Raw genomic sequence first — 26,012 nt, forward strand, 5'->3', positions numbered from 1 at the left:
AAAGTTTACAATAAAAAAACAAAAATAGATATGGCCTTTTTTTCGATTAAAAAGAAAAGCCTGATCCTGTGCATGCTGGCCTGTGGGTTATCAGCTTATGCGCAAAATCAGGATTCTCTGAAGACCACCCCACCTCCACAGGAAGAAGACAATGTAAAATATCCGCAGCTGCAGATCAAAGGCCTTTTTCAGGCACGTTATCTCGTGGGGATGTCCAAGGATGTTGATGTCAACGGACTCCATCATACCGATGGTTCCGGAACGGATAATAATTTCATGCTCAAATACATGAGGATTCAGGTACGGGCACAGATCAGTAAACGTACAGAAGTTGTTGTTTTGGCCAACCTTGCCGATTTTAAAAATGATCCTAAAAGCAGAGTTCTTGAAAATGCTTATCTGAAGTACACCTTCAATCCGAAATTAGCAATTACGGTAGGACAGTTCAGACCTTGGTTCGGTATCGAAGAAACTTACCCTATTGATATTATTAAATCTTTAGACTGGTCCAATCAGTATACTGAATTCGGAAAACTGGGCTGGACGAGTTTCCAGATCGGAATGTCTGCTACAGGACAGCTTCAATTAGGAGAAATCCCTTTCCAATATGCTGTTTCGGTAGTCAACGGAAATGGAAAGAATCAAATCAATGACAACGATAACGGAAAACAATATTCTACCCGTCTGGTTTTTGGACTCTCCAAAAAATATAATTTTAACGTAGGACTAAATGCGGGTACCGGGGAAGTTTTTAGCAAAAAAGTATATGCTCTGGGAGTAGATCTGAGTTCACTGATCCAATTTGATCCAAAATGGAGCCTTGATATGCAGCTGGAAGCCAAACAGGCGACCAACCACGTTCTGTACAATTCCATTGCCCCTGAACTACGCCCTGATAATCCTGATCAGTATCTGATTCGAGGAGCTTATTTTCTTCCGAATTTAAGATATGAGATCAACCATAAGAACCTCAGTGCTTTTGAATTATCATGCCGGTACGAATACCTTGATACCAATTTCAGAATGGCTTCCAACCCAAGACAAACGATCACTCCTATGTTCGGATTGGAATTTTTGAAAAATTACGGTGCAAGAATTCAGTTGGGGGTTCAGTTTGACCGTTACAAATATCAGGTGGAAAATACATCACAATACAATAACAATCTATTCATTGTGCAGGTACAGAGTAGATTCTAAACGATTAAATAGTTAGTATCATGAAAGAAATTAATATCAAAAACGTAGCGATTACATTTGCTGTTGCGTTAATCATATGGTTCATTCCTGCTCCGGAAGGTGTTGCTGAGAATGCCTGGCATCTGTTCGCCATCTTTGCGGCAACTATTTTAGGGATTATTCTTAAAGCAGCACCAATGGGTACAATGTGTATGATGGCCATTGGTTTTACAGCCCTTACGCAGGTTGTGGCTCCGGGAGATGCTGGAAAATCTATTACCAAAGCGCTTTCCGGTTTTGGAGATAAAGTAATCTGGCTGATCGGGATTTCATTCTTTATTGCCAGAGGATTTATCAAAACGGGACTTGGAAACCGTATTGCCTTTCTATTCATCAGGATTTTTGGTAAAAGTTCATTGGGATTGGCTTACGGATTAGGACTTGCCGATGTTTGTCTGGCCCCTGCTATTCCGAGTAATACAGCGAGAGGAGGTGGAATTATCTACCCTATCATGAAATCTATGGCGATCAGCTTTGATTCCGTTCCTGAAAAACCTGAAACCCACAGAAAATTAGGATCATTCCTAACGTTGAACAGTTATTATATGAACCTCATCGCTTCTTCTATGTTCCTTACCGGGACAGCAAGTAACCCGATGTGTCAGAAATTTGCAGCGAACCTGGGTATTGATATTACATGGATGTCATGGGCTGCTGCAGGTTTCATTCCTGGTGCGGTAGCCTTCTTTGTCGTTCCTTTGGTATTGTACAAACTATACCCGCCTGAACTGAAAAAAACAGGTGATGCTCCGAAAATGGCAGCTCAGAAATTAAAAGAAATGGGACCTATCTCTAAAAATGAATGGCTGATGTTACTGGCATTTTTCATTCTGTTAGCCCTTTGGATATTTGGCGGAGCACTTTCTATTGATGCAACCACTACTGCATTTATCGGATTAACATTATTGCTGTTAACCTCAGTATTGACCTGGGAGGATGTAAAAAGTGAAAAAGGAGCATGGGATACCATTGTTTGGTTCGCTGTACTGGTGATGATGGCAAGTTCTTTAAATGAACTGGGTTTCATTGGCTGGTTCAGTAACCTTATCAAGGTACAAATTGGAGGTCTGAGCTGGCAGGTAGCTTTCCCGGTTATTATTGTAGTCTATTTCTTCAGTCACTATATTTTTGCCAGTGCTACCGCTCACGTAGCAGCTATGTATGCAGCATTGCTGGGTGTTGGGGTTTCTTTGGGAATTCCTCCTATGCTATTGGCGATGATGCTGGGTTTCATGGGTTCTATTTATGGGGTACTTACCCATTACGGCCATGGCCCGGCTCCGGTATTCTTCGGAAGCGGATATGTAGACCTGAAAGCATGGTGGGTCAGAGGTCTTGAAATAGGGATCGTTCTATTGATCATTTATATGGTTGTAGGAGGATTGTGGATGAAAGTCTTAGGATATTATTAATCATAAAATAAAAAATATGTTATCAACACTGTCAAGAAAAATGCTGATGTGCCTTACAGGACTCTTTTTGGGATTCTTCCTGTTGATTCATTTTCTCGGAAATCTTCAGCTTTTTCTGCCACAAGAACAGGCGCACCTGCAATTTAATGCTTATTCGCATTTTCTATCCGGAAATATTATTATCAAAATAGTTTCTTATGTTTTGTATGCCAGTATTATTCTACATGCTGTAGACGGGCTGATCATTACGTTAAAAAATAAAAAGTCTGGTGGCGGTTATCAGTCGGACAGACGTGGAAGAGCCAGTAAATGGGCTTCCAGAAATATGGGAATTCTCGGGACATTAATCCTGATCTTCCTGGTGATCCATTTCCAGAACTTCTGGTATATCTACAAATTCGGAAATCCGCCTTTGGATGAAAACGGAAATAAGGATCTGTACATTCTAGTAGTGAATGTCTTTAAAGAATGGTGGTACGTTATCATTTATGTTTTATCAATGATTGCTTTATGCTATCACCTGATCCATGGGATACACAGTGCTGTAAGAACATTGGGGCTCTATCACCCTAAGTTTGTACAATGGTTCAAAACTATAGGAATTGCCTATTCAATCATTATCTGTGTAGGTTTTGCATTGATGCCGGTGTATGTATTCTTTACTTATCATTAAACAGAACGGTCATGATTTTAGATTCAAAAATACCACAAGGCCCATTAGAACATAAATGGGATAATTATAAAAAGAAAGCAAAACTCGTTAACCCTGCCAACCGCAAAAAACTGGATGTCATTGTAGTAGGAACAGGACTGGCAGGAAGTTCCATTGCTGCTTCTTTGGGAGAAATGGGATATAATGTTAAATCATTCTGTTTCCAGGACAGCCCGAGAAGAGCACACTCTGTGGCAGCCCAGGGAGGTGTGAATGCTGCAAAAAATTATAAAAACGATGGTGACAGTATCTACCGGATGTTTGTAGACACACTGAAAGGAGGCGACTTCAGAGCCCGTGAAGCGAATGTATACCGTATGGCAGAGTGCTCTCTGAACCTCATCGATCAGGCCGTAGCTCAAGGTGTACCTTTCGGACGTGAATATGGGGGATATCTGAATAACCGTTCCTTCGGAGGGGTTCAGGTAAGCCGTACTTTTTATGCGAGAGGACAAACAGGGCAACAGCTTCTTCTGGGAGCTTATCAGGCTTTGATGAGACAGGTTGGAAAAGGTTCTGTACAATTGTTTTCAAGACATGAAATGCTTGATCTGGTCACTGTTGATGGGAAAGCCAGAGGAATTATCGTAAGGAATTTAGACACCGGAGACATTGAAAGACATGCAGCCCATGCTGTAGTATTGGCAACGGGAGGGTATGGTAAAATCTATTACCTGTCTACCCTTGCCATGGGATGCAATGGCTCTGCGATCTGGAGAGCCCACAAAAAGGGAGCTTTAATGGCTTCTCCAAGCTGGATTCAGGTGCATCCTACTTCTCTTCCACAATCCGGAGATTATCAGTCTAAACTGACCTTAATGTCTGAATCATTACGTAATGACGGTCGTATCTGGGTCCCATTGAAAGAAGGTGAAAACAGACCTCCGAATAATATTCCCGAAAATGAAAGAGATTATTACCTGGAAAGAAGATATCCGGCTTTCGGAAATCTTGCTCCGAGAGATATTTCTTCCCGTGCAGCAAAAGAAAGAATTGATGCAGGTTTTGGAATCGGGCCTTTGAAAAATGCAGTGTATCTCGATTTTTCAAAAGCAATACAGGAACAGGGGAAAGATAAGATCAGTGAAAAATATGGAAACTTATTCGATATGTATCTGAAAATAACAGGTTATGATGCGTATAAAGAACCTATGATGATCTCTCCGTCTGCACACTTTTCAATGGGTGGACTTTGGATAGATTACGAGCTGATGACTACTATTCCGGGATTGTTTGCCCTAGGTGAAGCTAATTTTGCGGATCACGGAGCCAACAGATTGGGAGCCAATTCTCTTTTACAAGCTTCTGTAGACGGTTATTTCATTGCTCCTTACACCATTGCGAACTATTTGGCAGATGAAATTCATACCGGAAAAATTTCACCGAACACTCCTGAATTTGAACAGGCAGAAAATGCCGTTAAAGAGCAGATTCGTGATTTTATCAGTATTAAAGGAACTAAAACCGTTGATTATTTCCACAAAACATTAGGAAAACTCCTGTATGATTATTGCGGACTGGCCAGAAATGAAGAAGGTCTGAAATATGCCATTCAGGAAATCAGAAAACTGAAAGAGGAATTTTATAAGGATGTAAGGGTTTCCGGGCAGGGAGATAAAATGAATACCGAACTGGAAAAAGCAGGCCGCGTTGCCGATTATTTTGAAATCGGAGAACTGATGTGCTATGATGCCTTAACCCGTAACGAATCGTGCGGAGCGCATTTCCGGGAAGAATTCCAGACTCCGGACGGGGAAGCGATGAGAAATGATGCGGAATACCAGTTTATCTCCGCATGGGCGTGGACAGGTGAAAATGGAGAACCTGAACTGATTAAAGAGCCTTTAACCTTTGAAGAAATTCAGCCAACGGTAAGAAGTTACAAATAAAAACAGAAAATTATGGATTTACATCTTAAGATATGGAGACAGAAAGACAGAAAAAGTGATGGAAAACTGGTGGGCTACGACCTGAAAGGATTGAACTCCCATATGTCTTTCTTAGAAATGCTGGATACCTTAAACGAAAAACTGATCATTGAAGGTGATGAGCCTGTAGAATTTGATCACGACTGCCGTGAAGGAATCTGTGGACAATGTGGAATGATGATTAACGGTATTGCCCATGGTCCTCTGAAAAATACAACCACCTGCCAGCTTCATTTACGGTCTTTTAAAGATGGGGAAACGATTCTGATAGAACCTTTCCGTGCTGAAGCTTTTCCGGTGAAGAAAGATTTAAAAGTAGACCGTTCTGCTTTCGATAGAATTATATCTTCAGGAGGTTTTGTGTCTGTAAACACAGGCCAGGCTCCTGACGCTACAGCCATTCCGGTGACTCACCAGACTGCTGAAGAAGCTTTTGATTCCGCAGCCTGTATCGGATGTGGGGCTTGTGTGGCTACGTGTAAAAACGGAAGTGCAGCATTATTTACCTCTGCAAAAATCACCCATATGGCCCTTCTTCCTCAAGGGAAGGAAGAACGCAGTAAAAGGGTTCTGGATATGGTGGCTCAGATGGACACCGAATTATTCGGGCACTGTTCCAATACAGAAGCCTGCGAAGTGGAATGTCCACAAGGAATTTCCGTACTCAATATCGCCAGAATGAATTTTGAGTATAGCAGAGCTTTATTTTTCAGGAAAAAAGCTTAGATCAATAAAAGAAGAACGCTAAAAATGATAATGTTTGAAAGGGTAAATCTGCAATGCAGGTTTGCTCTTTCTTTTTATGATTTACTTCTGCTCATTCATTATGGCCACAACCCTTGCCGGAGCTGCAGAACCGCCTACAATCTTTAATGGAAATACACAGATTTTAAATCCGGACGGAGGTAATGCACTGAGATTCGTAAGCTGCTCGATGTGTAAATATTCTTTTTCAATTCCTACACGGTGTCCTTCCCAAAAGAATTCAGGATCATTGAGTTCTTTGGCTTTTTTAGCCATATATCTTAAAGGAAGATCCCAGCCCCATTGATCAATTCCCATTACTTTTACGCCCTGGTCAATCAGCCACTCTGTAGCTTCTTTGCTCATTCCTGTACCTTTTTCTACAAAATCTGAAGTTCCCATCATCTTATCTCGGTCAGTTCTGATCAGTACAATATTTCCTTCCTGTATCATGATTCCATTTTTGTCAAGGTCTTTTTTGAGATCATCTACGGTGATAGCCACAAAATCTTCTTTATGAGTACAGTCAATCACAATTCCATCCCCATAACACCATTCCAGAGGAATCTGATCTATGGTTTTTGCCGGTTTACCTTCTACTACTGGACCATAATGCCATGGAGCATCAATATGAGTGGTGGCATGAAGTCCCATATTTTTAATCGTGTCATCTGCCCAGCCCGTCCAGTTTTTAGGAAAAAGTCTTGAGGGCAGTCTTAACGCCAGACGAATCAGCCAATGTGATTTTCTGTGTGCTTTATGTTTGATTTTCACCCTCATGAACCATGGGTCTCCTGCATTATATTGAATGGGTTTTGTCAGATCAACAATTGTCGTTTTCATATGATTTAGCTAATAAAACAAAGATAGCGAATATGATAAAAAGAAGAATAAATGGAATATTTGTTTGAGTTAAGAATCTGATCAGTACATAAAAAAGATCAGCTAATTACTGATCTTTTTCTAATTCTATTGGGTTTTCATATTTTTTATTTTCTTCTCGTTCTTTTTCTCTCTGTCTTACCATTTCCTGACCTTTTATTATTGTCGTTCCATAACTTGCAAGTACAGCAGCAGAATTTGCTTCTGCATTTCTTAATGCTTGTTTTAATTTTTGTTGTGTTGTTTCTATAGCTTCAGTATATCTGTTTTTCTTGATGGTAACTAACTTTCCTTTTAATTTAGATGCAGGTATAGATTTTACCAGTTCAAAATCAAAATCTCCTTTATCATCTGTTATTTTGACAATTAATCCTGGTAATCCACTAAATTTATATGGACCATAAGGCAATGGAATTTCAGGAGAATACCATGCTATCCAGTTTCTTCCTTTAAAGGTAACTTCTGCTTTTTTGCAATTAATTGTATTGATCACTTTAGACTCATTAATAAGTTTCCAATTCTTTATTATTGGTTCTTTATAAGTAAGTAAAGACATTCCAACTAATCTAAAATATTGTATATTTTCATTAGATTGAATTATGGTAAAAGATAAACCTGTTTTTGGAATCACTGTTCCTTTTTTCCAACCAAGAGTGATACTACCATCAGCATTCTTTGTTGCTGTTCCTGAAGCCGTCATTACAGAATCACCCTTAAGTGATATATTACTTGCGAAAAATGCACGGTTATTCCCTATCTGTAATAAAAATTGTTCCTCATGTTTATAATCAGTTCGTAAATCGAATTTAGCTTTTAATTGGTAAGTAAATTCACCATGAAGAGTATCCTGTCTGTATGATTGTGCATAAGATAAAACACTATAAAATAAAATGAATATTTGTATTAGTTTTTTATGGTAATGCATAAGAGATATTTTTCATTATAAAATTGCACTTATAGTCTTAATTTTCACTATAAGTGCATTAATTTAAGCTAATTAGGCTAGATTATTACTAGGACCATAGTGAGAAGCCGACTTACAATAATTTGCTTCAAGAGCTTCAACCCACGCATTTGCTTGCTCTGCTGTCCAATCTTGAGTAGTTGTAGCTTGTACACCGCAAGAAGTTTCAGCATACCAAACTTGACCTCCTTTTACAGATTTAAGGTTTTCACGAGTCATTTTTTTTAATTTTTTCATAAAATATGTTTTTAATCAGGTCTCAAATATATACAACTAACTCATATCTATAGGATATTTTTTATTATGTTAAGCAGTTGTTTATCTGATAAAAACATATTTTTCACTTAAAAAATTTTCGTATAAAATTGAATTGATTTTATCATATTTCCTACACAAAAAGTATTCATTAAAAAAATGCTTTTTATTATTCCTGATTATGTTAAATAATTAATTTCAAACAGAAATTTTCACATATAAAGTCTAAAGGTTGTTTAATTATTTTGACGCATTACCATCAAATTTAGCATTTTACCCTTTTGCTTTTTTGCCTTTTCCTTAAAACCCTTTAGGAATCATAATCTTCTTCGGATCATTCTCATCATACATGATTTCAATAGTTCCGGATTTAGGAACAGAAGAGAGGTTCAAAAGACTGACAATTTTCTTGTAAACAGTAATATGTTCTGTTCCTCTGAAATCTTTAAAGCTCACCTGAAACATAATCTGCGGCTGATCATTGACAAGAAGACCTGTCTGGCTTACACTGATAATATTGGCTTCAGCATTTCTTCCTGAAAAGAGGATTCGTTCTTCTTTTTTATTTTTAAAAAGCCTGCTGATCAGCAACTGAAAAACCAAAATATAAATAAGAGTCATTACTCCACTGAAAACAATCGGATGCATGAAGGTCAGAAATCTCCAGCCAAAATCAAAGGATTCCCGCATATAGAAATAATAGTAGAGCCCAATCACGTAAGTAATCAACAGGACAGTAAACACAATTCTTAAAATGATTCCAGAAGTATTGAGCCCCACTTTCTGATCACTTAAAATAAAGTAAGGTTCCTGAGAGACTTTAGGATTAAGTAGTACTTTCACCTTATTTCCGACATCAAACCTTTTTTCCTGTGGTTTGGAGTCGTGAAACATCATTTCATGTTCAATCAATGTATTTCTGAGATTAGGAAATGAAAGTACAACCTGAATGATATTCATATTGGTTTTCGGAATATACTTCAGGAGTTTATAGTTCATGATTTTGGCTTCTCTTGGAATTCCGTTCCGCAGTATGGATTGAATCATATCCTTCTCTTTAAAGGTTTTTATAAAAAGTATATTGATAAAGAAAAGAATCACATACAACCATATAAGCAAAGAAAAACCGAGATACCCATAGCTCACAGCTAATGAATTTCTCGGTTCTGTCGCCAGTTCCTCACCCATCATATAGATGAAAATGGGAAAAGGAGCACTGAAAAAAAAGAAAAAAGCTCCCCAGAAAATGATCAAAAATTTCATAACTTTTATTTTGTGTGGTGAGATAAAGTTATGATATTATTATTGAATGGGAGAATTCTTTTTTATACCTCTTTTTCGAAATAAAGTCTGTAGTATTTTCCTTTATCATCTTCTCCGGTTTCAATTTTCTGTCTGTCTCCGTGGATGTAGATGTGGAAATTTTTATCCAGTTTAATGATACTTTTAAAATGTCTCTGAGTCTTTTTTACCGCAGCTTCACTGATCGGGAATTCTTCAGCGATGTTCACCTGCATTTCCTGTTCGTAATCTGTTTTAAAGTTGACAAAACTTTCAATCACATGTTCATCTCCCAATACTTCACTGGCAAAATCATCTAACTTAAATTCTTCTTTTTCTTTGAAGAAATTGATAGACTTATTAAGGAAGTCCGCCTGGTCTGCTTTGGAAACTTCAAATTCCTGAGGCAGCTGTTTTGTGATATAATCTTTATAGACCATCAAAGCCTCCTGCGTGTGAAAATATTCATCATCACGCTGTTTTACCTTCAGGAAATCTTCGAACCAATAGTACATATCTCCGTTTTTGTTGTTGTCAACTACAGAAAGTACATATCCGGTTTCTTTATCATTGTTGTAGACCAAAGCGGCTTTATCAATTTTAGATAAACCAATTCCCTGATCTTTTTCAATATCAAAAGTTTCTTCTGAAGGGTTGATTTTCAGGAAAGATTCTCTCTTCTCTGTTTTGAAGATCCCGATCTTGTCTACTTTATCAGGACGGTCACTTTCATCTTCAAAAAGTACGATAAAAAGTTCTCCACTCTGAACTCTTGGGTTTTCGGCAGCATCAAAAAGGTGTTTTGCAATATTCTCCGACTCCCAGATGAACTTGGATTTATCCTCAAAAATTTCAGATACGGCACTGTAAACCGGATTATTCACCAGGTAGGTGTCACTGTAAAAATGAAAAGTTTCTTCTGATTTAAAGGAACCTAAAAAGTAATCTTCAAGCATTTCTGCCATTCCTTCTTCCAGCTTCAATTCTTCCTGGGAAAGCGTCAGGGAATCTCCATTGATCTTATTTCCTACTCTGTGTACTATTATTTTTGAAAACATTTTTCTGAATATTTGGACTGCAAAGATATTCATTCTTATTCTTTCTGCGAAACCTAAAAATTTTCATTTTATTCTGGGTGAAATTTTATCCCACTGTATCATTCTGAATGAAATGAAATGTAGTGAAGAATCCCATAAACCTGAATATCAATTAGATTATTCATTCGTCAGAATGACAACAGCTAAACCATTTGGCCTTTGAAACAGTCCCAATTCTCAGTCGTTCGTTTGTAATAGGCTTGATAATAGAAGTTTTTGGCTTTCATTTTTCCAAATTGATAAAACCCTTATCATTTTGACATGCTTTTTTGTTTTAAAAATTCAGCAACAAATACATAATTGTTTAAATATCAAATATTTAAATAAAACATATTTCTAACGGAATACCATTGGCATCATGATTTGAAAACATAGAAAAATGGACTTAAAGACATTAAACAGACTCGATAAGCTGAGAAGATTAAAAAGCAGAGGACCTGAAACTCCAAAATGGCTGAAGCCCTATCACCTGCTCTTTTTTGCTTTTTTAACCATTTTCATCTTTGGCGCCATCATCAGAATGCTGGAACAGAATCACCATTAAAATATAATATTATGAATTATCTACAAGCCGTAAAGGAAATCACCGACGTGGTTCCCGATTTCGAAAAAGAAGTGAAAGAAATTAAAATTCAAAACTCATACAGCATCATCCGCACTTTCACGGAGCGCATTAAAAACATGATCCGCCAGAATGACAGAAATCTGCTGTTCAGAAGTTTACAGAAAATGGACAAAATTTATACTGACGGAGATACCGTATTAAAAAATGCTATTGAAACTACTTTCATCTATTCTCTGGACAATTGTACCGCTTTCTGCAGTGAAGAATACAGAAAAGTGATTTTTAGTCACATTTCTACCAACCTTCAGAAGGTATATTCAAGACAAATTTACAGTCACGGTATATAAAGGTTTTATTACATTTTTTATCCGTTTCATTACAAAGTGTTTAAATTAAACAAAATCAAAAATAACTCACAATCAATAGATTATGAAAAATAAAATAAGAAGAATTTCAGATTGGAAAACCTTGAAAACCACGACCAACAGACACAATACAGAGATATTACTCACTCACATCGCTGTGATAGTATGTGTATTTATTTTTGCGGCCTGCCTTTAAATTTTGGTATACATTTCGCTGCAATATAAAGTGTTTGAAAAATTCTTAATTATGATGAAAGTACAAATGCAAACTATTAATCAAAAAATAGCTGTTGAATACTTAAAATTTTTCTATCCGCCACTTCGCAAGGAAATCACACAATTGTCTGTTCAGGACAATTTCGCTGGAATCATGCAGGCTACCGTGAATTATCTGAAGAATCTTTTACAGGAATCTAAAATCAGCATTATTGCCCATCACCTTAAACTGATGGACTCAATCTATAAAAACGGGGATTCTTATGTAAGAACCATGATTGAAAATCTGTTTGTAAGATCTTTTGAAAGCTTCAAGAAACACGCAAAGATTCAACATTGGAAACTCCTTTATCAATATATGCCTGTAAGCTTCCAGATCATTTATAATGAACAGCAGAAGCAGGATATGATATATTTTGGAAAATAACATGTAAAATAAAGAGCAAAAAGGTAAATCAGTGAATTCGCCTTTTTGCTTTTTTGTTCTGTTACTGACAAATCACACCCTCTTCTATTTCACTAGTACGTGTAAAACCCTTACTTTTGCAAAAAAATAACGATGAAGTACCCTTTTTACGCAGCAATGATAGGCCTCTCTCTGATTTCGTGTGGAAATAATGACAGCACCATTGACGATCCGAAGCCAATTGATAAAGAAATGTATCAATTTGAATTCAAAAGCTATGCTGTAAAAGGAACCACTCTTTATACCGGATCATTCGGAAGTAAATCTAATCCTGATGAGTCTTATCTGAACAAATACTGGAGCACGTATCAGGAACCTGCCTGGAAAAAGATAAGCCTTGATCTTACCAACAAGACCATTAAATTGATTTCCGAAACCTCATCTACAGACTTCACTTATAGTTTCACAATTGTAAATGACTCTGTGTTAATCAAAGAGAATAATACTAATAAACCAACTTATATTGGTGATTTCAATAAAAACACGTCCTCGTTCACTTTAAAAAGAACTTACAGATACGTTAAAAGAGTACCCCGAACCGATGGAGAAGGGCTGCTGATTACTAAAAGTGCACATTTTGGGACAACCCAATACGAAAATATTTTTGGGAATATATTTACCAATCCTTCTGAAATGGTAAAATCAGGAGACCAGGTTTTATGGACAAATATTGAATATTATTATAAGAAGTTTTAATCATCCGATGATATCATAAAAATCCCTCCAATGAACTTATTGGAGGGATTTTTATGTTTTTTTAAGTCTTATTTCTTCACAAACACTTTCTCAATGGTCTGCGATTCTTCTTTACTCAGTTTTGAAGATTTTCCCAGTTTAGCAATGAAAGCATTTACTTCTTCCGGGGTTGCCGGTGATCCCAGGTTTTGTCCTTTGTCATCAAAAGAATCTGTCAGCACTTCTCCTTTGGAGTTCAGAACCAGCCAGAAAGGAAGTCCTGCATTTTCACCTTTATATTTATTCATCAATTCCTGTCCGCCAGGATTTTCAAGGCTTTTCTTTTCGCCTCTTTCCTGAACATCCACATAAGCCGTGACAAATCTTTTATCAAAAATCGGTTTGGTTTCAGGAAGATCCATATTTTTCTCCATCATCTTACACCATTTGCACCATGAAGCATGGAATACCAGTAAAACATTTTTATTGTCTGCTTTAGCTTCTTTGAAAGCTGTATTTAATACTATATCTGCTTTTTCCTGTGCTGCTCCTAACTGAAATAAAAACAGCGTAACAATGATAATAATTTTAGAGTATTTCATTCTGAATTTTTGTTTAAATCTACACGAATTTAGATATTTTTCTTTGACAATATAACTTTGGAGCTCATCAATTTAGTTAAACATTTTGTAATTTAGTCCATGATAAATTTGCTTCCTGATATTTTATACAAAACAGAATCTTCTATTCTTAAATAGATTTAAAAATGATTGAAATAAAAAAATATTCTAATCAGTCAGGACATCCTGAGCCAAGACGGGTCATCAAATACACATTATTCTGGTGTGATCATGGAAGTGCTGAAATCCTGATTGACGAAAATATTTTCATCCTGAAAACCGGCCAAACCATAACCATTACTTCAGGGCAGTTTCATCAATTAAAATCGGTGGAAGGAGAACTTACGGCATTAGAATTTACCCTGGACTTCTTCTCTAAAAGTGACAGTGATATTGAACTTATTTTTCACAATGGGCTTTTTTGTCATTTTGGAATGAATGAAATGATTACTGTGCTTCATCCCAAATTTTTCTCCGAAATACTCAACACTATTGAAAAAGAAATTCTGGAACAGCCTTATCAGTATCTGATCTCCACGCATTCTCTGGTTGAATTGCTGTTGGTAGAAATCAACCGCAGTAAAATCGCCAACGGTGATGAAATATGGAAACCTGATGCTTTATTCTTAAAGTTCCTGGAAAGTGTCAGAACCCATTTTAAAAATAATTTTCAGGTCTCCCATTTTGCTGATATCCTCGGAACCACTGAAGCCAAGCTGAATGAGGTTTCAAAACTTCACACGAGCAAAACTGCTCAAAATGTTATCTACAGCCTTATTATTTCTGAAGCAAAGAGACTTTTACTGTATGAAAAACTAACCGTAAAAGAAATAGCTTACCTTCTTGGTTTCAATGATCCTTTCTACTTTTCCAATTTCTTTAAAAAACATACTTCCCGTTCTCCAAAAGATTATCAGAAGACCGTAAAGGAAATTTAAAGGAGTTAGAAAAATTTAACCTGATAAGAAATTAACAGTTCCCAATCACTTCCAGCTTCCCTCTTCCATACAAATATTCTATGCTTTTCCCGGAATTGTCTATTCTTTAGACAACAGTTTTCGCTGAACTTTGTACCTGTAATTAAGACCTAAAAATTATAAGTATGAAAACTCAACAGGACACCGCCGTTTTTTTATTAAGGATAGCTTTGGCATTCGGATTTTTATCTGCTGTAGCAAGCAGGCTTAATCTTTTGGGAGCTCAATCTTCAGGATGGAAAAAATTTGTCGATTATACTGCTGAAACGAATTCATTCTTACCGCAGTCATGGGCTTCCATAATTGCCATATTATCTACAGCTGCTGAATTGTCAATCGGCATTCTGCTTCTTATAGGGTATCAGATAAAAGGAATGGCACGTTGCGCCTCTATTCTTACTTTATTTTTTGCGGTTGCAATGAGTATTTCTTTTGGCATTAAAGAGCCTTTGGATTATTCTGTATTTGCATTCTGTGCCGGAGCATTTCTCCTGAGTACTTTCTCCCGCTATCAATGGAGTTTAGACCAGTTTCTACAACAATAACAATTAAAATTTATATATCATGAACACCAACATTCACGATTACATCGTAAAAACAGAACAAAAAGAATGGCAGCCTTTAATTGAAAAAGGAATTCACTATGAAGGTATTTTTGTAAAATCTTTAAAATTTGATCCGGAGAAAAACCGTTCTACCAGCATTCTTTTAAAATTTGAACCGGGAGCCAGCTATCCTTATCATAATCATCCTGCCGGAGAAGAACTGTTTATCATGGAAGGTGATGCTGCTATTGCAGGTGCTCAGCTTGAAAAAGGAGATTACTTATATACTCCACCGAATTTTAAGCATTCCGTAAAGTCGGAGCATGGGTGTACTATTCTTTTTGTGATCCCTGAAGAAGTAGAGATTCTTTAACCCATTAAAAACAAAACCACAGTGAAATATTTTACTGTGGTTTTCTCTTATAAAATATTGCAGCATTACACTGGCATTTTTATTTCAAGGCGGCTTTGTTTGATGATACAGGTCTGAAATTAATTAAAGTTTTTTTCTTTCTCACAATATCCACCAGAGTCTGTACTGAAAAAGTGAGAATGATATATAGTACAATCAGCACCGACACATACCCAATTTCATGTTGTCTATACCCAAAAATTCCTTTTCCCCAGGAGATCAGTATCCATTGGATCATGTACATTGAGGTTAAATTTCTGCTGCAGTACTTCAGAACACGCATAAAGCCATTTTCCTTAACGTTTGCAGTTATTGTATTGATCAGCCATAAAAACAGTAAGGTCCAGCCTGCAAAATAAATAACCCCGCCAGGCCCCATATGATAAAATCCGTTGTAATTATAATCACCATACAGAAAAACCAACGGTGCACCTATGGCAATAAACAACAGTCCTACATACAGCATATTTCTAAATACCAGTTTGATGTTGTAGTTCAGTTCCTGAAACCATTTACCGAAAAACATTCCGATGATAATAAAAGCCATCCATGGGAAAACAGGAAAATAGACATATGCCGGATAATCTGTATTGAAAAGAAGATCCAGAACATAATTGATCACAGGATAGTCAAGATTAATTCCGCTCACTTCTCTGGATATCAGTGCAACGAATAAGCCTATCGCCAGAATAATATATTTATTTTTCACATACTCTCTGATAAACCCAACGAACAGTAAAGACATCCCTGCCAGCTGTAAAATATCACCCAGCTGTACCAGATATACATACTGCTGCCCTATAGGAGCATGCCATCCGTATTTCTGGATAAAATTATCGGGAGCAAAATTAAAAATAACAGGGATCATAAATTTCATAAAATTCATAAAGAGACCTGCAAACACCAGTAAAACACCCCGTTTTAATGCACTTTTAAGACTTTGATGAGTGGAAGTCATAAAGGTAATTCCCATACAGATCAGGAAAATGGAAGTTCCTCTTCCGAGAAAAACAATAAAACTGCCAATTGCTGTTTCATATTGTGATTTTACATTGGCGTATACCAGTAAGGTATGTATAATGATCATTCCGATAACACTTATACCTTTTATTAAATCCAGAGTGAGGATTCTTTTGTTTTGTTGTTCCATAGTTTTATTTAGTGAAAATTGTGGATTAGATGGATAAAATTGTATTCATTAATTTTTCGTTAAACAATATTTTTATTTAGAATAAATAAAAATCAAATATACAAATTAAAACCACTCCTTATAATTCATTAATAAATTTTCATAAAATATTAATAATTAAAGATTTAATTCCACATTAAAACCCATTTCAGGTCAATATCCGTCCCTATCCATTCATATAATTTACCCTTAAATCCTTTCAAAAATGAAATGATTAATATCCCTCTACATAAAAAAACTCTTCCTGGGTGGAAGAGTTTTTACTATAGTGATTATGATTTAGGCAATTCAGGGGGACGCATTTTGTATTTGTAACTATTTAACGTTTTTAAAAATGCTACGATATCAAAAACTTCGTCGTCCGTAAGATTCAATTTTTCCACCATTCCTGATTTATGGGGAAATTTCGAGTCATTGATCTGATCTTCTTTTGGAGTTTCTCTTCCCATTCCTGCGTTGTACATCATGACAATGTTAGCCAGCTCAGGGAAAAGCCCGTTGTGCATGTAAGGTTTGTTCTCAGAAACCTCTCTCAGTGTAGGGGTTTTGAATTTCCCTACATCTTCATTTTTTTTAGTAACGATATATCTTCCCAAGTCTTCGTATTTCCTTCCGTAATAGGTGAGTCCGAGGTTATGAAACTTCTGGTCAGAAAAATAAGGAGTGTTGTGGCAGTTGATACAATTCGCTTTGGTTCGGAATAAATGAAGCCCATTGATTTCAGAGTCCGTTAACGCATCTTTTTTCCCGGAAACGAATTTATCAAACTTTGATGGCGGACTGATCAGAGAACGCTCAAACGTTGCAACGGCTTTTGCAATTTTCTCTTCTGTCACTTCTCCATTTCCGAAAGCTTTTATAAAGAAAGGCTTATAATCTTTAATCTTCTTGATATTTTTTGTGGCCATTGACATGTGAAGATTCATTTCCACCGGATTTTCGATAGGAGCTTTCACCTGCTCTTCCAACGTTGCTGAACGGCCATCCCAGAAGAATGTTTTGGCATATCCGATATTCACTAAAGTAGGTGCATTTCTTGTTCCCGTCTGTCTGTCATGACCAAAGGAAACTCTGCTCCCGTCTGACCATCCTATTTCAGGATTATGGCAGTTGGCGCAGGAAATCTGTCCGCTTTTGGACAATCTCGGATCAAAGAATAACATTTTTCCCAATTCCATTTTATCTTCGGAATAGGGATTATCTTCAGGAAATTTCATCTTAGACAAAGGTCCGATATCCTGAAACCCGTCTTTTGCTTCATCAAATAAGTGAGGAGCCGGCCATTTGCTCTGATCCCCGCTGCTGTATAAAGTACGAAGCTCTTCTACAGTATATCCTGTAGGATCATTTGAGGTATAACTTAATAAACATACTATTCCGGCAACGGCCAAAAAAGCGATATATCTGTCTTTCATTTATTTTTAATAATAAACATTCAACCCTACCAAGGCAACATGATTAGCTCTGCCATTGTAGTCCACTTGATTTTTATACGTACTGTTCATCAGCCAGGTCTGAGAAAAACTTCCGTACAGCTCATATCTGATTTTGTTTTGATCAAAGATATAACTTGCGTTAAAATTAAGACCAATTTTTGGAGTTGCGTCATAAGCAAAATCCGGCTGAGCAATTTTCATTGCAAAGATATTCTCTTTTGTGCTCTGATAAGGCTGATAATTGAATTCTTTTTCCAATGGAATATACAGGTTTTGCGAAAGACCAACCATTATTTTATGTGAAGGTTTTAAAGCAAATTCTTTTTCTGCACCCAGACGGTAATTGAAAAAAGAAAGTTTTCTGTCCATTACGACCGATGCATCTTTCACATGATTTTTCCCATATGCTGCATCAAAAAGAATCTTAAATGCTTCATTTTTATGGTTAAACCAAATCACACTATTCTGCCAGAAAAGATTCTTCTGCTCCAGGCGGTACGATCTGTATTCCAGAGGATAATTATAATTGGTATCCAGCTGATCCTGATAGGTCACCATGGAAGCCCATTTTTTACCATTATAGTTCCCTAAAAAATTAAGGTAGAAACTATGCAGATCTGTTTTTAGTCCGGAATATTTTGTATAGTCTTTATGCCAGTTAAAGACTGCGTCCTGATATTCGAAGACCCTGTAAAAGCGTTCAATCAGATTTTTATAATCATATCCGGCAGAGAAATGGGTACTTCCATTATTAAAAGCATATTCTCCACCCCAGATATAGCCTCCCATTTTATATTCAGAAGTTTTATACTCGGTATTCCCGATGTACTGATTACCATAACCTTCATTATAACGGATATAAATGCTGTCATTGGCAGGTACATTTCCTTTCATATTCACAAACATGATATCATTTCCCTTGTAATGATGTACGTAGCTCAGTTTCCCGAAAATGGCATGCTGTTTCCACTTTAAACCCAATTTTGCAAAGGCTTTGTATTTGTAATCATCTACCTTCGGTCTTGGATCTGCATTCTGACGGTAAGATTTGGCATACAACCCTTCTCCTCCCAACTGCAGGATTACAGGTTTTACTGGATTATAGGCAAACTGTCCGCTGATAAAATAGCTTTGTTTCTGCCATCTTGCCGAACGGGGAACCCAATAATATGAAGGATTATAAATAAAAGAAGAATTTGTAGTTCTCTCATCGCTTAGAATATAGGGAACATCTTCTTCAGTTGTTTTGTCTGCTTTAAGTCTTCCTGATAATGCAATTTTATCATTCAGTTTATAAACTCCTTCAGACTTAAAAGTAAAACTTCCTGTTTCTCCTGCTGTCTGTACTCTTTTAAAATTTTGTTTTACAGAAGAATACTGAAAGGTTGTCCGTGAAAAATCCAAAGGCTGGAAAAATGAAATATACGGATCATTTATTCTGATATCCTTTTCTACCGAACTGATGTTAATACTATCTAAATGAGTAGTCTGAGCATGGAAGAACTGGCTGCCTAAAGCAACCAATCCCAACATACTGTATTGAAAGACTTTAATCGTCTTATTTCTATTATTGTGCATATCCTCTAGGGTTTGCTTTAATCGTTACAAAATCATTGGCAGAATTATTTGTATCCTGCAATACCATACGTCCATTGACAATTTCCTTCGTTTTACGGATTACAGAAAATCCTGTAAAAGTACCTTCAGCCTGCCCCAGAGAGTTGACAATGAAAGTTCTTGAAGCATCTATATCTGCAGGGAAATCTTTAGGTACTTTCTGCTCTTTATCCGTAATATCTATTCCGTCTATGATATAGTTTTTAGGAATTTGTAAAAACAGGGTTCCGGTAGGAGCTTTAGGAGCTGCAACTTTTTGCCAGCTTGCCACTTCTGCATCCGTTGCTCTCAGAATTCCTAATCCCAGCATAGAATTTACATTCAGGATTAAATCATTAGAGGCAATACTCCAGTAAGCAACCTGCATATCCGGCACCATAATATTCTGGATATCCCATGCGAAGGGCTTTTTACCAATACTTATATTATAATCTCCCATATAAGTTTCAAAGTCGGCATGGCTCAGATCAACAGTTTTGTCAGGCTCCTGTATTGGTATTCCTGTACCGTTAATATCATCAAAAGGCATCTTATGATTAATGGCCGTTTGAGCTACAATAATACTTTTCCCAGGCAAAATTGGGTACTGGCTACCGTTGCCCGGTATTTTGATAAGTATATTAGAATAAACATAATCCGTATTGGCTGCAGCACCTCCCCCGGCAGTTTTGCTCCAGTCATACTGCCCATTGGATAAAGTATAGGTGGTCACATTACTGTTCACATTTCCTTCCAGAAATACCAGGTATAATCCGTCAGCATAAATAGTCTGATCCGAGTTGTTGTGAACCTCAATAAACTGATCTCTGAAATTGGCTCCTAATTTATTATCCGAACCTGCATAATAATATTGTTTGATTACAAGATCTCCAAGGTTTCCACTGGTGATTCTGATCAGTTTTGAAGAAGTATTGGCATTGATGGTTACTTTTTCATCAAAACCTCCGAAGTGAACAATTTCATAGCTTGTTTCCTCTCCTATTTGCTGTTCATATTCACTCTGCTTCAGCTGTAATTCAGCCTGAATACTGTAACTTCCCGGCAGAACGGCATCTAATTTCAGTTCTCCGTTGGCATCTGTTTTTCCGATAATCTGATCTTCTGTGGCTGTATTTTTCAGGATAACAGTTACATTCGCTACTCCTTTGTCTGCTACGGAAGGGTATTTGGAAGCATCATATTTAATATTTACAGTAAACGGAACAGGCTTAATCTCGTTATTTCCTCCAAAGTCATCATCTCTGTTGCATCCAACAAGGGCAAGAACGGGAATTACTAACAATAGTATTAATCGTTTCATTATTTTTATTTTTAGCGTTATTAAAATCTGTATGAAATATTTCCTCCAAATGAAGTAGACGTAAAGTTTCCGTAAACAGCCCCTCTTTCGTCGTATGCTTTTAAATTGAAAACATTACTTACGTATATTGACAATCTGAAACCACTTAAGAAATCTTTTGTAACCCTTAAATGAACATTATGAAGTGTTTTGTTATATAACCCTGAAAGTTTTTCGTCAGAAGGTTTCAGGAATAATCCCTGGTATTTTGGATTGGTACGCTCATTTTCAGGAATCATCTGCATTTCTCCGTCATGTTTTATATACCCTATCGGATAAATGTCATTCATTCCTGTCAAAGATCTGTCTGAAAGAAAATGATCTGTTCTCAAGCCAATAATTAACCCTGATGAAGCAAGGTGATAATCAAAACTGAAACTTGCTCTGGCCATGGATCTTTTATTTTTGATATCATTATAAATCCCATATTGGTAATCCTTATCCATGATCTCCGGTGCACTGATTTTGTAAAGTCCGTCGTCTTTCTGCCCGGAAGTCTCCACATAACTGGCATTAAAACCAATCACAAGATTAAGAGCTTCTATTTTTTTGAAGCTGGCCATCAGTTCCAATCCTTTATCTGAAGACTGATATCCGTTAATAATTCTGTTCTGGAGGTAATTAAATTTTTCAGTTCCTACAATTTCAAAAGTAGGCACATTTGTTCCTGATATATTGACATCAACTTTGGCTTTATCCATTATTTTATGAACACTCATGGTAGTAAAACCATCTACCAGCTTATTGTAATATGCTGTAAGGTTAACAATCCCAAAAGGAAACCTGTAATCTACTCCTATTTCAGTTTTCCAGCTCTTTGAAGGTTTAAGACTCGCATTATCTCCTGGTGTTACGACCGTTTGCATAATAGCTGCTGAATAATATCCAGGCAGACGATAATCCCCAAGAAGGAAGTCAAAATATCTTGGTGCTGTGTAGATCTGATTAAGTGAAGGTGCTTTAGATGTTAATCCAAACCCTCCTCTCACAGAAAGTTTCCCCATCTGATAAGAAGTGTTTACTCTTGGCGAATAGGTAGAATATGAATTCTGCAAATCATAGCGAAGACCCAGATTTGTTTTAAAAATGTGTTTATTAGCAAAGACTTTGGTAATATTATCCTGAATATACAATGCATACTGTTTACTGGAAAATACATTGTCTCTGTAATTAAAATCTCTCATCCCATTGGAACCCTGCCCGGCTGCATTTATCGTTGTGAACTGTCCTGCTGTTCCGTACCTTCCTTTTCCAAAGTTATCTCCATAACGGAAATTAGCTCCCATACTGTAATTATGAGCCCATTTTGAAGAAGTTAGTTTTATTCCGTTAATGCTAAAATTGGTGTAAATATTAAGAGGTTTCCCATCCGAAAATGCCTGATTCTCATAACTTGGCGGTGTATAAGGTGCATAATAAACTCCATCTGTTGTAGAGTTTCCATAAGGACGAGCGCCTTGGTTCAGCCAGTATCTGCGTTCTGTAAGCTGAGTTGCATAGCTTAATCCCATATCGACATTGATTGATTTAAAGAATGTTTTTTTACCATTCTGTGCGAAAAAATAACTGATATTATTTCCTAATGAAAAGCTTTTATTTTCGACATTGATAATCATTCCGTCAACATCATCAGGGTCTCTTTTTCCTTTGCTGCTATTGGTAGAAAATGAAGCAGACAGCTTATTTCTAAATCCATTTTTATTACTTGACCAAAGAAAATTGACATTTGTTCTGTCATATCCTACAAGGCTGGTTCTGGGATCTGAAAGAGAATTCATATAATCAACAGAAGCGTTCAGGGCATTATTCTGATTAATTTTAAACCCTTTGGTAAGGCCAACCTGATAAGTTCCTTCTCTCAGCGATGCATCCAATCGTAATGGTGATGCTTTTGCCGTTGTAGTAACTTTGATCAATCCGGAAGTCAAATCTCCATATTTGGCATCCGGTACTCCTTGTACAACTTCAATACTTTCGATATTTTCTGTAGGAATTTCTCTTAAATCAACCCCATAATTCGGCTGGCTTGGCATTAGGTTTCCTCCTTTGGTAGAGGTATTAAAGCTTATTCCAAAAGGGCCGCTGTTGGCAGAGTCATAGCTCTGCATATTTTCGTTATTAGATAAGACAATATCATTGACCATCAACTGTACCCCAAACGCCCTGTTCCCGAAATCATCACCTCCAGGAACATTTCCGGAACCTGTTACTGAAGGTCCGCTTGCGGTTCTGAAAACAATATTTTTAAATTGGGTATTGTCAAACTGCTGTACATATTGACCAGGTAATTGCTGTAATACATCTCCGATAGAAAATGACTGCAGGTTTTGAAGTGCTTCCTGTTGAATTGCTATTTCAGAAAATTGTTTTTTTCTTGCAGTAAGCTGCACTCCTTCGATTCTGATTTCTGATCTTTCACGAGATGAGCTTTTAGGTGATAGAATTTGCAACTTTAGTTCCTCCCCCTCTTTGATTATAATGGTTTCTTCTCTATTATTATCATTTAGGAAAGTAATCTGGCATTTTCCTTTGAGAACCATAGAATTACCGTTCTTATGCAATTCTTTACATTCTTTCAAACCACCACTGACAAGTTCTCCCGTTTTGATTTGTCCATTATGAGAAAATTCAACTTTCTGAGCAGACAAGAATCCGCCTGCTGTTAGAAAAACAGCACCTGCTAATAACGATAATTTCACCCTTAAAATATTTAGAGCGCAAAATTAATTATAATTATTCTAAATAAAAAGTAAGTTTTAAAATTAATTAAAGTTATTTTTTCTTAAAACCAAACAATATATACAAACAATTCCCTGAATGAAGAATAAAACAATAATACAACTTAAATACACACGATATTACATCTGGCTATGGCTTTTTAAAAACGGACTGAAAGTTAAATGCATAGGATGATGGACCGTTTTCCTGCAAATACTCTAGCCGCTTCACAGCTTCTGTTATGTCTGGATATTCGCTATCTTTAATCCACCACAGAGCATAAAAGGCTTTTCCATATTTTTGAAACCATTCTTTTCTTCTTTTCAGAAAGTCAACATGAAATGTTTTATAGGTATAGTATTCCAATGTTTCTATATTTCTCCATACAGATAGATTGATAATAATTTGTTCATCATTAAATGGATTAAAGCTTGCCGCATTGTTATCCTCATCTTTTAGCCTCCATATGAACCCATCACTTTCTTCTGCTAGTTGATTAACTGAATCAAAATGACTTACAAACTCATTCATTACTGGATCTTCTATGTTAACTCCTTTCATTCGGGCAACATTAATTTGTGCTAATTGGTACATTTTTTTATTTCTTTAATTCTCGTTATATTGTGTAAAAATAGATCCTGTACTATTAGCATAAAATAACTATCAATATAGATACTATAAAAAAATGAAAAAAGAATGTGAGACCTCATACATCAATGTGGACCAAAAATCTTATCCCTGTGCAGTAAGCTTTGTCATGGATCTCATTGGAGGAAGATGGAAAGGAGTTATTCTCTGCCACCTAAAGAACGGTGATAAAAGGTTTGGTGAACTAAAAAAAGAGCTTTCTTTTATTACAGAAACAACCTTAAGTATTCAGCTGAGACAATTAGAAAGAGATCAATTAATAACACGAACAGTATTTGGAACAAAGCCTCCCGTAAAAGTTGTATATAGTTTGTCAGATTTAGGATTATCATTTATTCCTTTATTGGATCATATTAATAATTGGGGCAAAACTATTTTAGAAAGTAAAAAGGTGCTTTAAAAGTTTATACATTAAATTTATATATCAGTCTACAAAAAATAAAAACCCGCAGTAAATAAATTTACTGCGGGTTTGATTTATAATTAGATGTTAGTGTTTATAGATAACTATATAAATTAATATTACCCATCCATTAATAAATAGAGTACTCAATTTGCTGTGCTTATTTGGGGTTACCATTTAAAAGTTTTGAGTTTGTTGACTTATTTATGAATATCAAATAATCAAAAGAGCTAGCAACATTGGTTTTTGTAAATTCACTTTTATCTGTACCTGATCCTGTTTTGCGGAATAGAATATCTTTTAATATCCAATTACCAAGTTTGTTGCCATCCTTCTTGATTCCTTTCAGATCCAAAATAAAAATTGGAATGTCGAGCGAGTTAAGCTTATATTCTAATGTTCCGGGACCGGCTTTTTCTGAATTATAGGTACCAAGCTTCCCATTAATACTGGCAGAATAAGTACCTTCATAAAAGGCAAATCCAAAATTCACAAAATCGTTATCATGCATTTCATTCATCCAATACCCCATTCTTTCTGAATTTAATTTTGCAATGTGATAATTATGAGCGGAGACAATTACTTTAGAATTCAAATAGTTTTCCTTTAACCATTTAACATTCTCTGCCATAAATTGGTCTCTTCTAATAAAACTGTGTTGGATATATTGTCTAATAATATCTACATTTTGTAGGAAGCGCGATTTTTCTTCCGGATTTTTTATTGATATACTTTTTTCTTTTATTAAAAACAGATACTCAGATATAATTTTTTTGACCTTTTTTAGAATACGTTCTAAAGCCTCTGTTATTTTCCTTTAAAGCGATTTCCATGTCATCAATCTCTTGCTCGGGCAGCTGATTTTCCTGATATGTTTTTCTTATTTGAGCTATCGCCCCTTTAGCGTATTACATATCGAAACCATCAAAAAAAACTTTTGAACTATGATTTTCATTGTATTTTTTCAACCATTCAACAAAAGTTAAAGTTTCTTCGGTTTGCCACAGCCAAAAATACATTCCCTTTAGAATATCTTTTGGGTTTCCTTTTCCTTCCTGAATATAGTGATTCATTAAAAAACTTTCAGACATATTGGCTTCGAGCGAAAAGACATTGAAATTTTTATGAGCGATCAAATATTCACTTATTCTATATTTCATTTGATACACTTCACTCGAACCGTGAGTAGATTCTCCTAATCCTACTATTTCTGCATTGCCTCTGAGTTCTTGGTTAAAAGGCAGTTTTTTGTTGTAAGAAACCTTTTGGAAGTAAAAACCCCATAAACAAATGTTTATGGGGTTTTTTTA

At 36.2% G+C, this 26,012-nt stretch carries 27 protein-coding genes; 13 read left to right on the forward strand and 14 right to left on the reverse strand.

The genetic code is table 11. The annotated features are described in order from the left end of the window. The first annotated feature begins 30 nt into the window (after positions 1–30). The 5 genes from ACTJIP_RS03470 to ACTJIP_RS03490 are packed head-to-tail and all read left to right on the forward strand — an operon-like array spanning position 31 to position 6,014. Positions 31–1,197, forward strand: a complete 1,167-nt coding sequence (locus ACTJIP_RS03470) for a porin (protein ID WP_047387125.1) — start codon at positions 31–33, stop codon at positions 1,195–1,197. Positions 1,198–1,217: 20 nt separating this feature from the next. After that, on the forward strand, positions 1,218–2,648 hold the full coding sequence (locus tag ACTJIP_RS03475) for an anion permease (protein WP_180564391.1): 1,431 nt from the start codon (positions 1,218–1,220) through the stop codon (positions 2,646–2,648). A 16-nt stretch (positions 2,649–2,664) separates the two neighbouring features. Next, the gene (locus ACTJIP_RS03480) at positions 2,665–3,321 is read left to right on the forward strand and encodes a succinate dehydrogenase cytochrome b subunit (protein ID WP_047387121.1); all 657 of its coding nucleotides are present in this window, start codon (positions 2,665–2,667) and stop codon (positions 3,319–3,321) included. An 11-nt stretch (positions 3,322–3,332) separates the two neighbouring features. After that, a complete protein-coding gene (locus ACTJIP_RS03485; protein ID WP_180564392.1) occupies positions 3,333–5,249 on the forward strand; it encodes a fumarate reductase/succinate dehydrogenase flavoprotein subunit in 1,917 nt (638 codons plus the stop codon). 12 nt (positions 5,250–5,261) lie between these two features. Beyond that, complete coding sequence (locus ACTJIP_RS03490) at positions 5,262–6,014, forward strand: succinate dehydrogenase/fumarate reductase iron-sulfur subunit (protein WP_077419312.1); 753 nt, start codon at positions 5,262–5,264, stop codon at positions 6,012–6,014. 81 nt (positions 6,015–6,095) lie between these two features. Here ACTJIP_RS03490 and ACTJIP_RS03495 read toward each other — a convergent pair whose 3' ends face one another. The 5 genes from ACTJIP_RS03495 to ACTJIP_RS03515 all read right to left on the reverse strand — a co-directional run bounded on the left by ACTJIP_RS03495 (position 6,096) and on the right by ACTJIP_RS03515 (position 10,472). Continuing rightward, positions 6,096–6,875, reverse strand: a complete 780-nt coding sequence (locus ACTJIP_RS03495; RefSeq protein ID WP_180564393.1) for a cyclase family protein — start codon at positions 6,873–6,875, stop codon at positions 6,096–6,098. A gap of 106 nt (positions 6,876–6,981) precedes the next feature. Then, complete coding sequence (locus ACTJIP_RS03500) at positions 6,982–7,839, reverse strand: GLPGLI family protein (protein WP_077419310.1); 858 nt, start codon at positions 7,837–7,839, stop codon at positions 6,982–6,984. A 72-nt stretch (positions 7,840–7,911) separates the two neighbouring features. Then, positions 7,912–8,115, reverse strand: a complete 204-nt coding sequence (locus tag ACTJIP_RS03505) for a bacteriocin-like protein (protein ID WP_077419309.1) — start codon at positions 8,113–8,115, stop codon at positions 7,912–7,914. A 318-nt stretch (positions 8,116–8,433) separates the two neighbouring features. Continuing rightward, positions 8,434–9,396, reverse strand: coding sequence for a hypothetical protein (locus tag ACTJIP_RS03510; RefSeq protein WP_440704121.1), 963 nt, complete (start codon positions 9,394–9,396; stop codon positions 8,434–8,436). 62 nt (positions 9,397–9,458) lie between these two features. Next, positions 9,459–10,472, reverse strand: coding sequence for a nucleoid-associated protein (locus ACTJIP_RS03515; protein WP_219073132.1), 1,014 nt, complete (start codon positions 10,470–10,472; stop codon positions 9,459–9,461). 418 nt (positions 10,473–10,890) lie between these two features. On the opposite strand from ACTJIP_RS03515, the gene ACTJIP_RS03520 reads away from it, so the two are divergent. From ACTJIP_RS03520 to ACTJIP_RS03535, 4 genes are all read left to right on the forward strand, one after another. Continuing rightward, on the forward strand, positions 10,891–11,055 hold the full coding sequence (locus tag ACTJIP_RS03520) for a hypothetical protein (protein WP_232538993.1): 165 nt from the start codon (positions 10,891–10,893) through the stop codon (positions 11,053–11,055). An 11-nt stretch (positions 11,056–11,066) separates the two neighbouring features. Next, positions 11,067–11,423: a DUF7674 family protein gene (locus ACTJIP_RS03525; RefSeq protein WP_105700953.1), complete on the forward strand. Its 357-nt coding sequence runs from the start codon at positions 11,067–11,069 to the stop codon at positions 11,421–11,423. A 265-nt stretch (positions 11,424–11,688) separates the two neighbouring features. Next, positions 11,689–12,084 (forward strand): DUF7674 family protein, encoded by a 396-nt coding sequence (locus ACTJIP_RS03530; RefSeq protein ID WP_180564398.1) that lies wholly within the window; start codon positions 11,689–11,691, stop codon positions 12,082–12,084. A gap of 132 nt (positions 12,085–12,216) precedes the next feature. Beyond that, positions 12,217–12,819 (forward strand): hypothetical protein, encoded by a 603-nt coding sequence (locus tag ACTJIP_RS03535; protein ID WP_149386766.1) that lies wholly within the window; start codon positions 12,217–12,219, stop codon positions 12,817–12,819. A 68-nt stretch (positions 12,820–12,887) separates the two neighbouring features. Here the strand turns inward: ACTJIP_RS03535 and ACTJIP_RS03540 are convergent, their stop codons facing one another. After that, positions 12,888–13,400: a thioredoxin family protein gene (locus tag ACTJIP_RS03540; RefSeq protein ID WP_440704122.1), complete on the reverse strand. Its 513-nt coding sequence runs from the start codon at positions 13,398–13,400 to the stop codon at positions 12,888–12,890. A 164-nt stretch (positions 13,401–13,564) separates the two neighbouring features. Between ACTJIP_RS03540 and ACTJIP_RS03545 the strand changes: the two genes are divergently transcribed. The 3 genes from ACTJIP_RS03545 (at position 13,565) to ACTJIP_RS03555 (ending at position 15,313) form a co-directional block, all read left to right on the forward strand. Continuing rightward, a complete protein-coding gene (locus ACTJIP_RS03545; protein ID WP_440704123.1) occupies positions 13,565–14,356 on the forward strand; it encodes an AraC family transcriptional regulator in 792 nt (263 codons plus the stop codon). A gap of 164 nt (positions 14,357–14,520) precedes the next feature. Further along, a complete protein-coding gene (locus tag ACTJIP_RS03550) occupies positions 14,521–14,940 on the forward strand; it encodes a DoxX family membrane protein (protein WP_440704124.1) in 420 nt (139 codons plus the stop codon). 19 nt (positions 14,941–14,959) lie between these two features. Then, the gene (locus tag ACTJIP_RS03555) at positions 14,960–15,313 is read left to right on the forward strand and encodes a cupin domain-containing protein (protein ID WP_180564403.1); all 354 of its coding nucleotides are present in this window, start codon (positions 14,960–14,962) and stop codon (positions 15,311–15,313) included. A 79-nt stretch (positions 15,314–15,392) separates the two neighbouring features. On the opposite strand, the gene ACTJIP_RS03560 is transcribed toward ACTJIP_RS03555, so the two are convergent. The 6 genes from ACTJIP_RS03560 to ACTJIP_RS03585 form a co-directional block, all read right to left on the reverse strand. Beyond that, positions 15,393–16,502, reverse strand: a complete 1,110-nt coding sequence (locus ACTJIP_RS03560; protein ID WP_180564404.1) for a heparan-alpha-glucosaminide N-acetyltransferase domain-containing protein — start codon at positions 16,500–16,502, stop codon at positions 15,393–15,395. 311 nt (positions 16,503–16,813) lie between these two features. Then, positions 16,814–17,956: a cytochrome-c peroxidase gene (locus ACTJIP_RS03565; protein WP_077419296.1), complete on the reverse strand. Its 1,143-nt coding sequence runs from the start codon at positions 17,954–17,956 to the stop codon at positions 16,814–16,816. Between the two features lie 6 nt (positions 17,957–17,962). Beyond that, positions 17,963–19,555: a DUF6850 family outer membrane beta-barrel protein gene (locus ACTJIP_RS03570; RefSeq protein WP_440704125.1), complete on the reverse strand. Its 1,593-nt coding sequence runs from the start codon at positions 19,553–19,555 to the stop codon at positions 17,963–17,965. Further along, the gene (locus tag ACTJIP_RS03575; RefSeq protein ID WP_149386773.1) at positions 19,545–20,894 is read right to left on the reverse strand and encodes a DUF4876 domain-containing protein; all 1,350 of its coding nucleotides are present in this window, start codon (positions 20,892–20,894) and stop codon (positions 19,545–19,547) included. The genes ACTJIP_RS03570 and ACTJIP_RS03575 overlap by 11 nt, the downstream gene beginning before the upstream one ends. 20 nt (positions 20,895–20,914) lie before the next feature. Then, positions 20,915–23,632: a TonB-dependent receptor plug domain-containing protein gene (locus tag ACTJIP_RS03580; protein WP_228408914.1), complete on the reverse strand. Its 2,718-nt coding sequence runs from the start codon at positions 23,630–23,632 to the stop codon at positions 20,915–20,917. A gap of 169 nt (positions 23,633–23,801) precedes the next feature. Then, a complete protein-coding gene (locus ACTJIP_RS03585) occupies positions 23,802–24,245 on the reverse strand; it encodes a DUF3291 domain-containing protein (protein WP_426481909.1) in 444 nt (147 codons plus the stop codon). Between the two features lie 91 nt (positions 24,246–24,336). Here ACTJIP_RS03585 and ACTJIP_RS03590 point away from each other — a divergent pair, with 91 nt between their 5' ends. Beyond that, entirely contained in the window at positions 24,337–24,699 is a 363-nt protein-coding gene (locus ACTJIP_RS03590; protein WP_077419292.1) for a winged helix-turn-helix transcriptional regulator, read from the forward strand. Positions 24,700–24,862: 163 nt separating this feature from the next. Here ACTJIP_RS03590 and ACTJIP_RS03595 read toward each other — a convergent pair whose 3' ends face one another. Then, complete coding sequence (locus tag ACTJIP_RS03595; protein ID WP_440704230.1) at positions 24,863–25,513, reverse strand: erythromycin esterase family protein; 651 nt, start codon at positions 25,511–25,513, stop codon at positions 24,863–24,865. 97 nt (positions 25,514–25,610) lie between these two features. After that, on the reverse strand, positions 25,611–25,862 hold the full coding sequence (locus ACTJIP_RS03600; RefSeq protein ID WP_440704126.1) for an erythromycin esterase family protein: 252 nt from the start codon (positions 25,860–25,862) through the stop codon (positions 25,611–25,613). Positions 25,863–26,012 lie beyond the last annotated feature (150 nt).

The organism is Chryseobacterium sp. 22543, assembly GCF_052044565.1.
GTDB lineage: Bacteria > Bacteroidota > Bacteroidia > Flavobacteriales > Weeksellaceae > Chryseobacterium.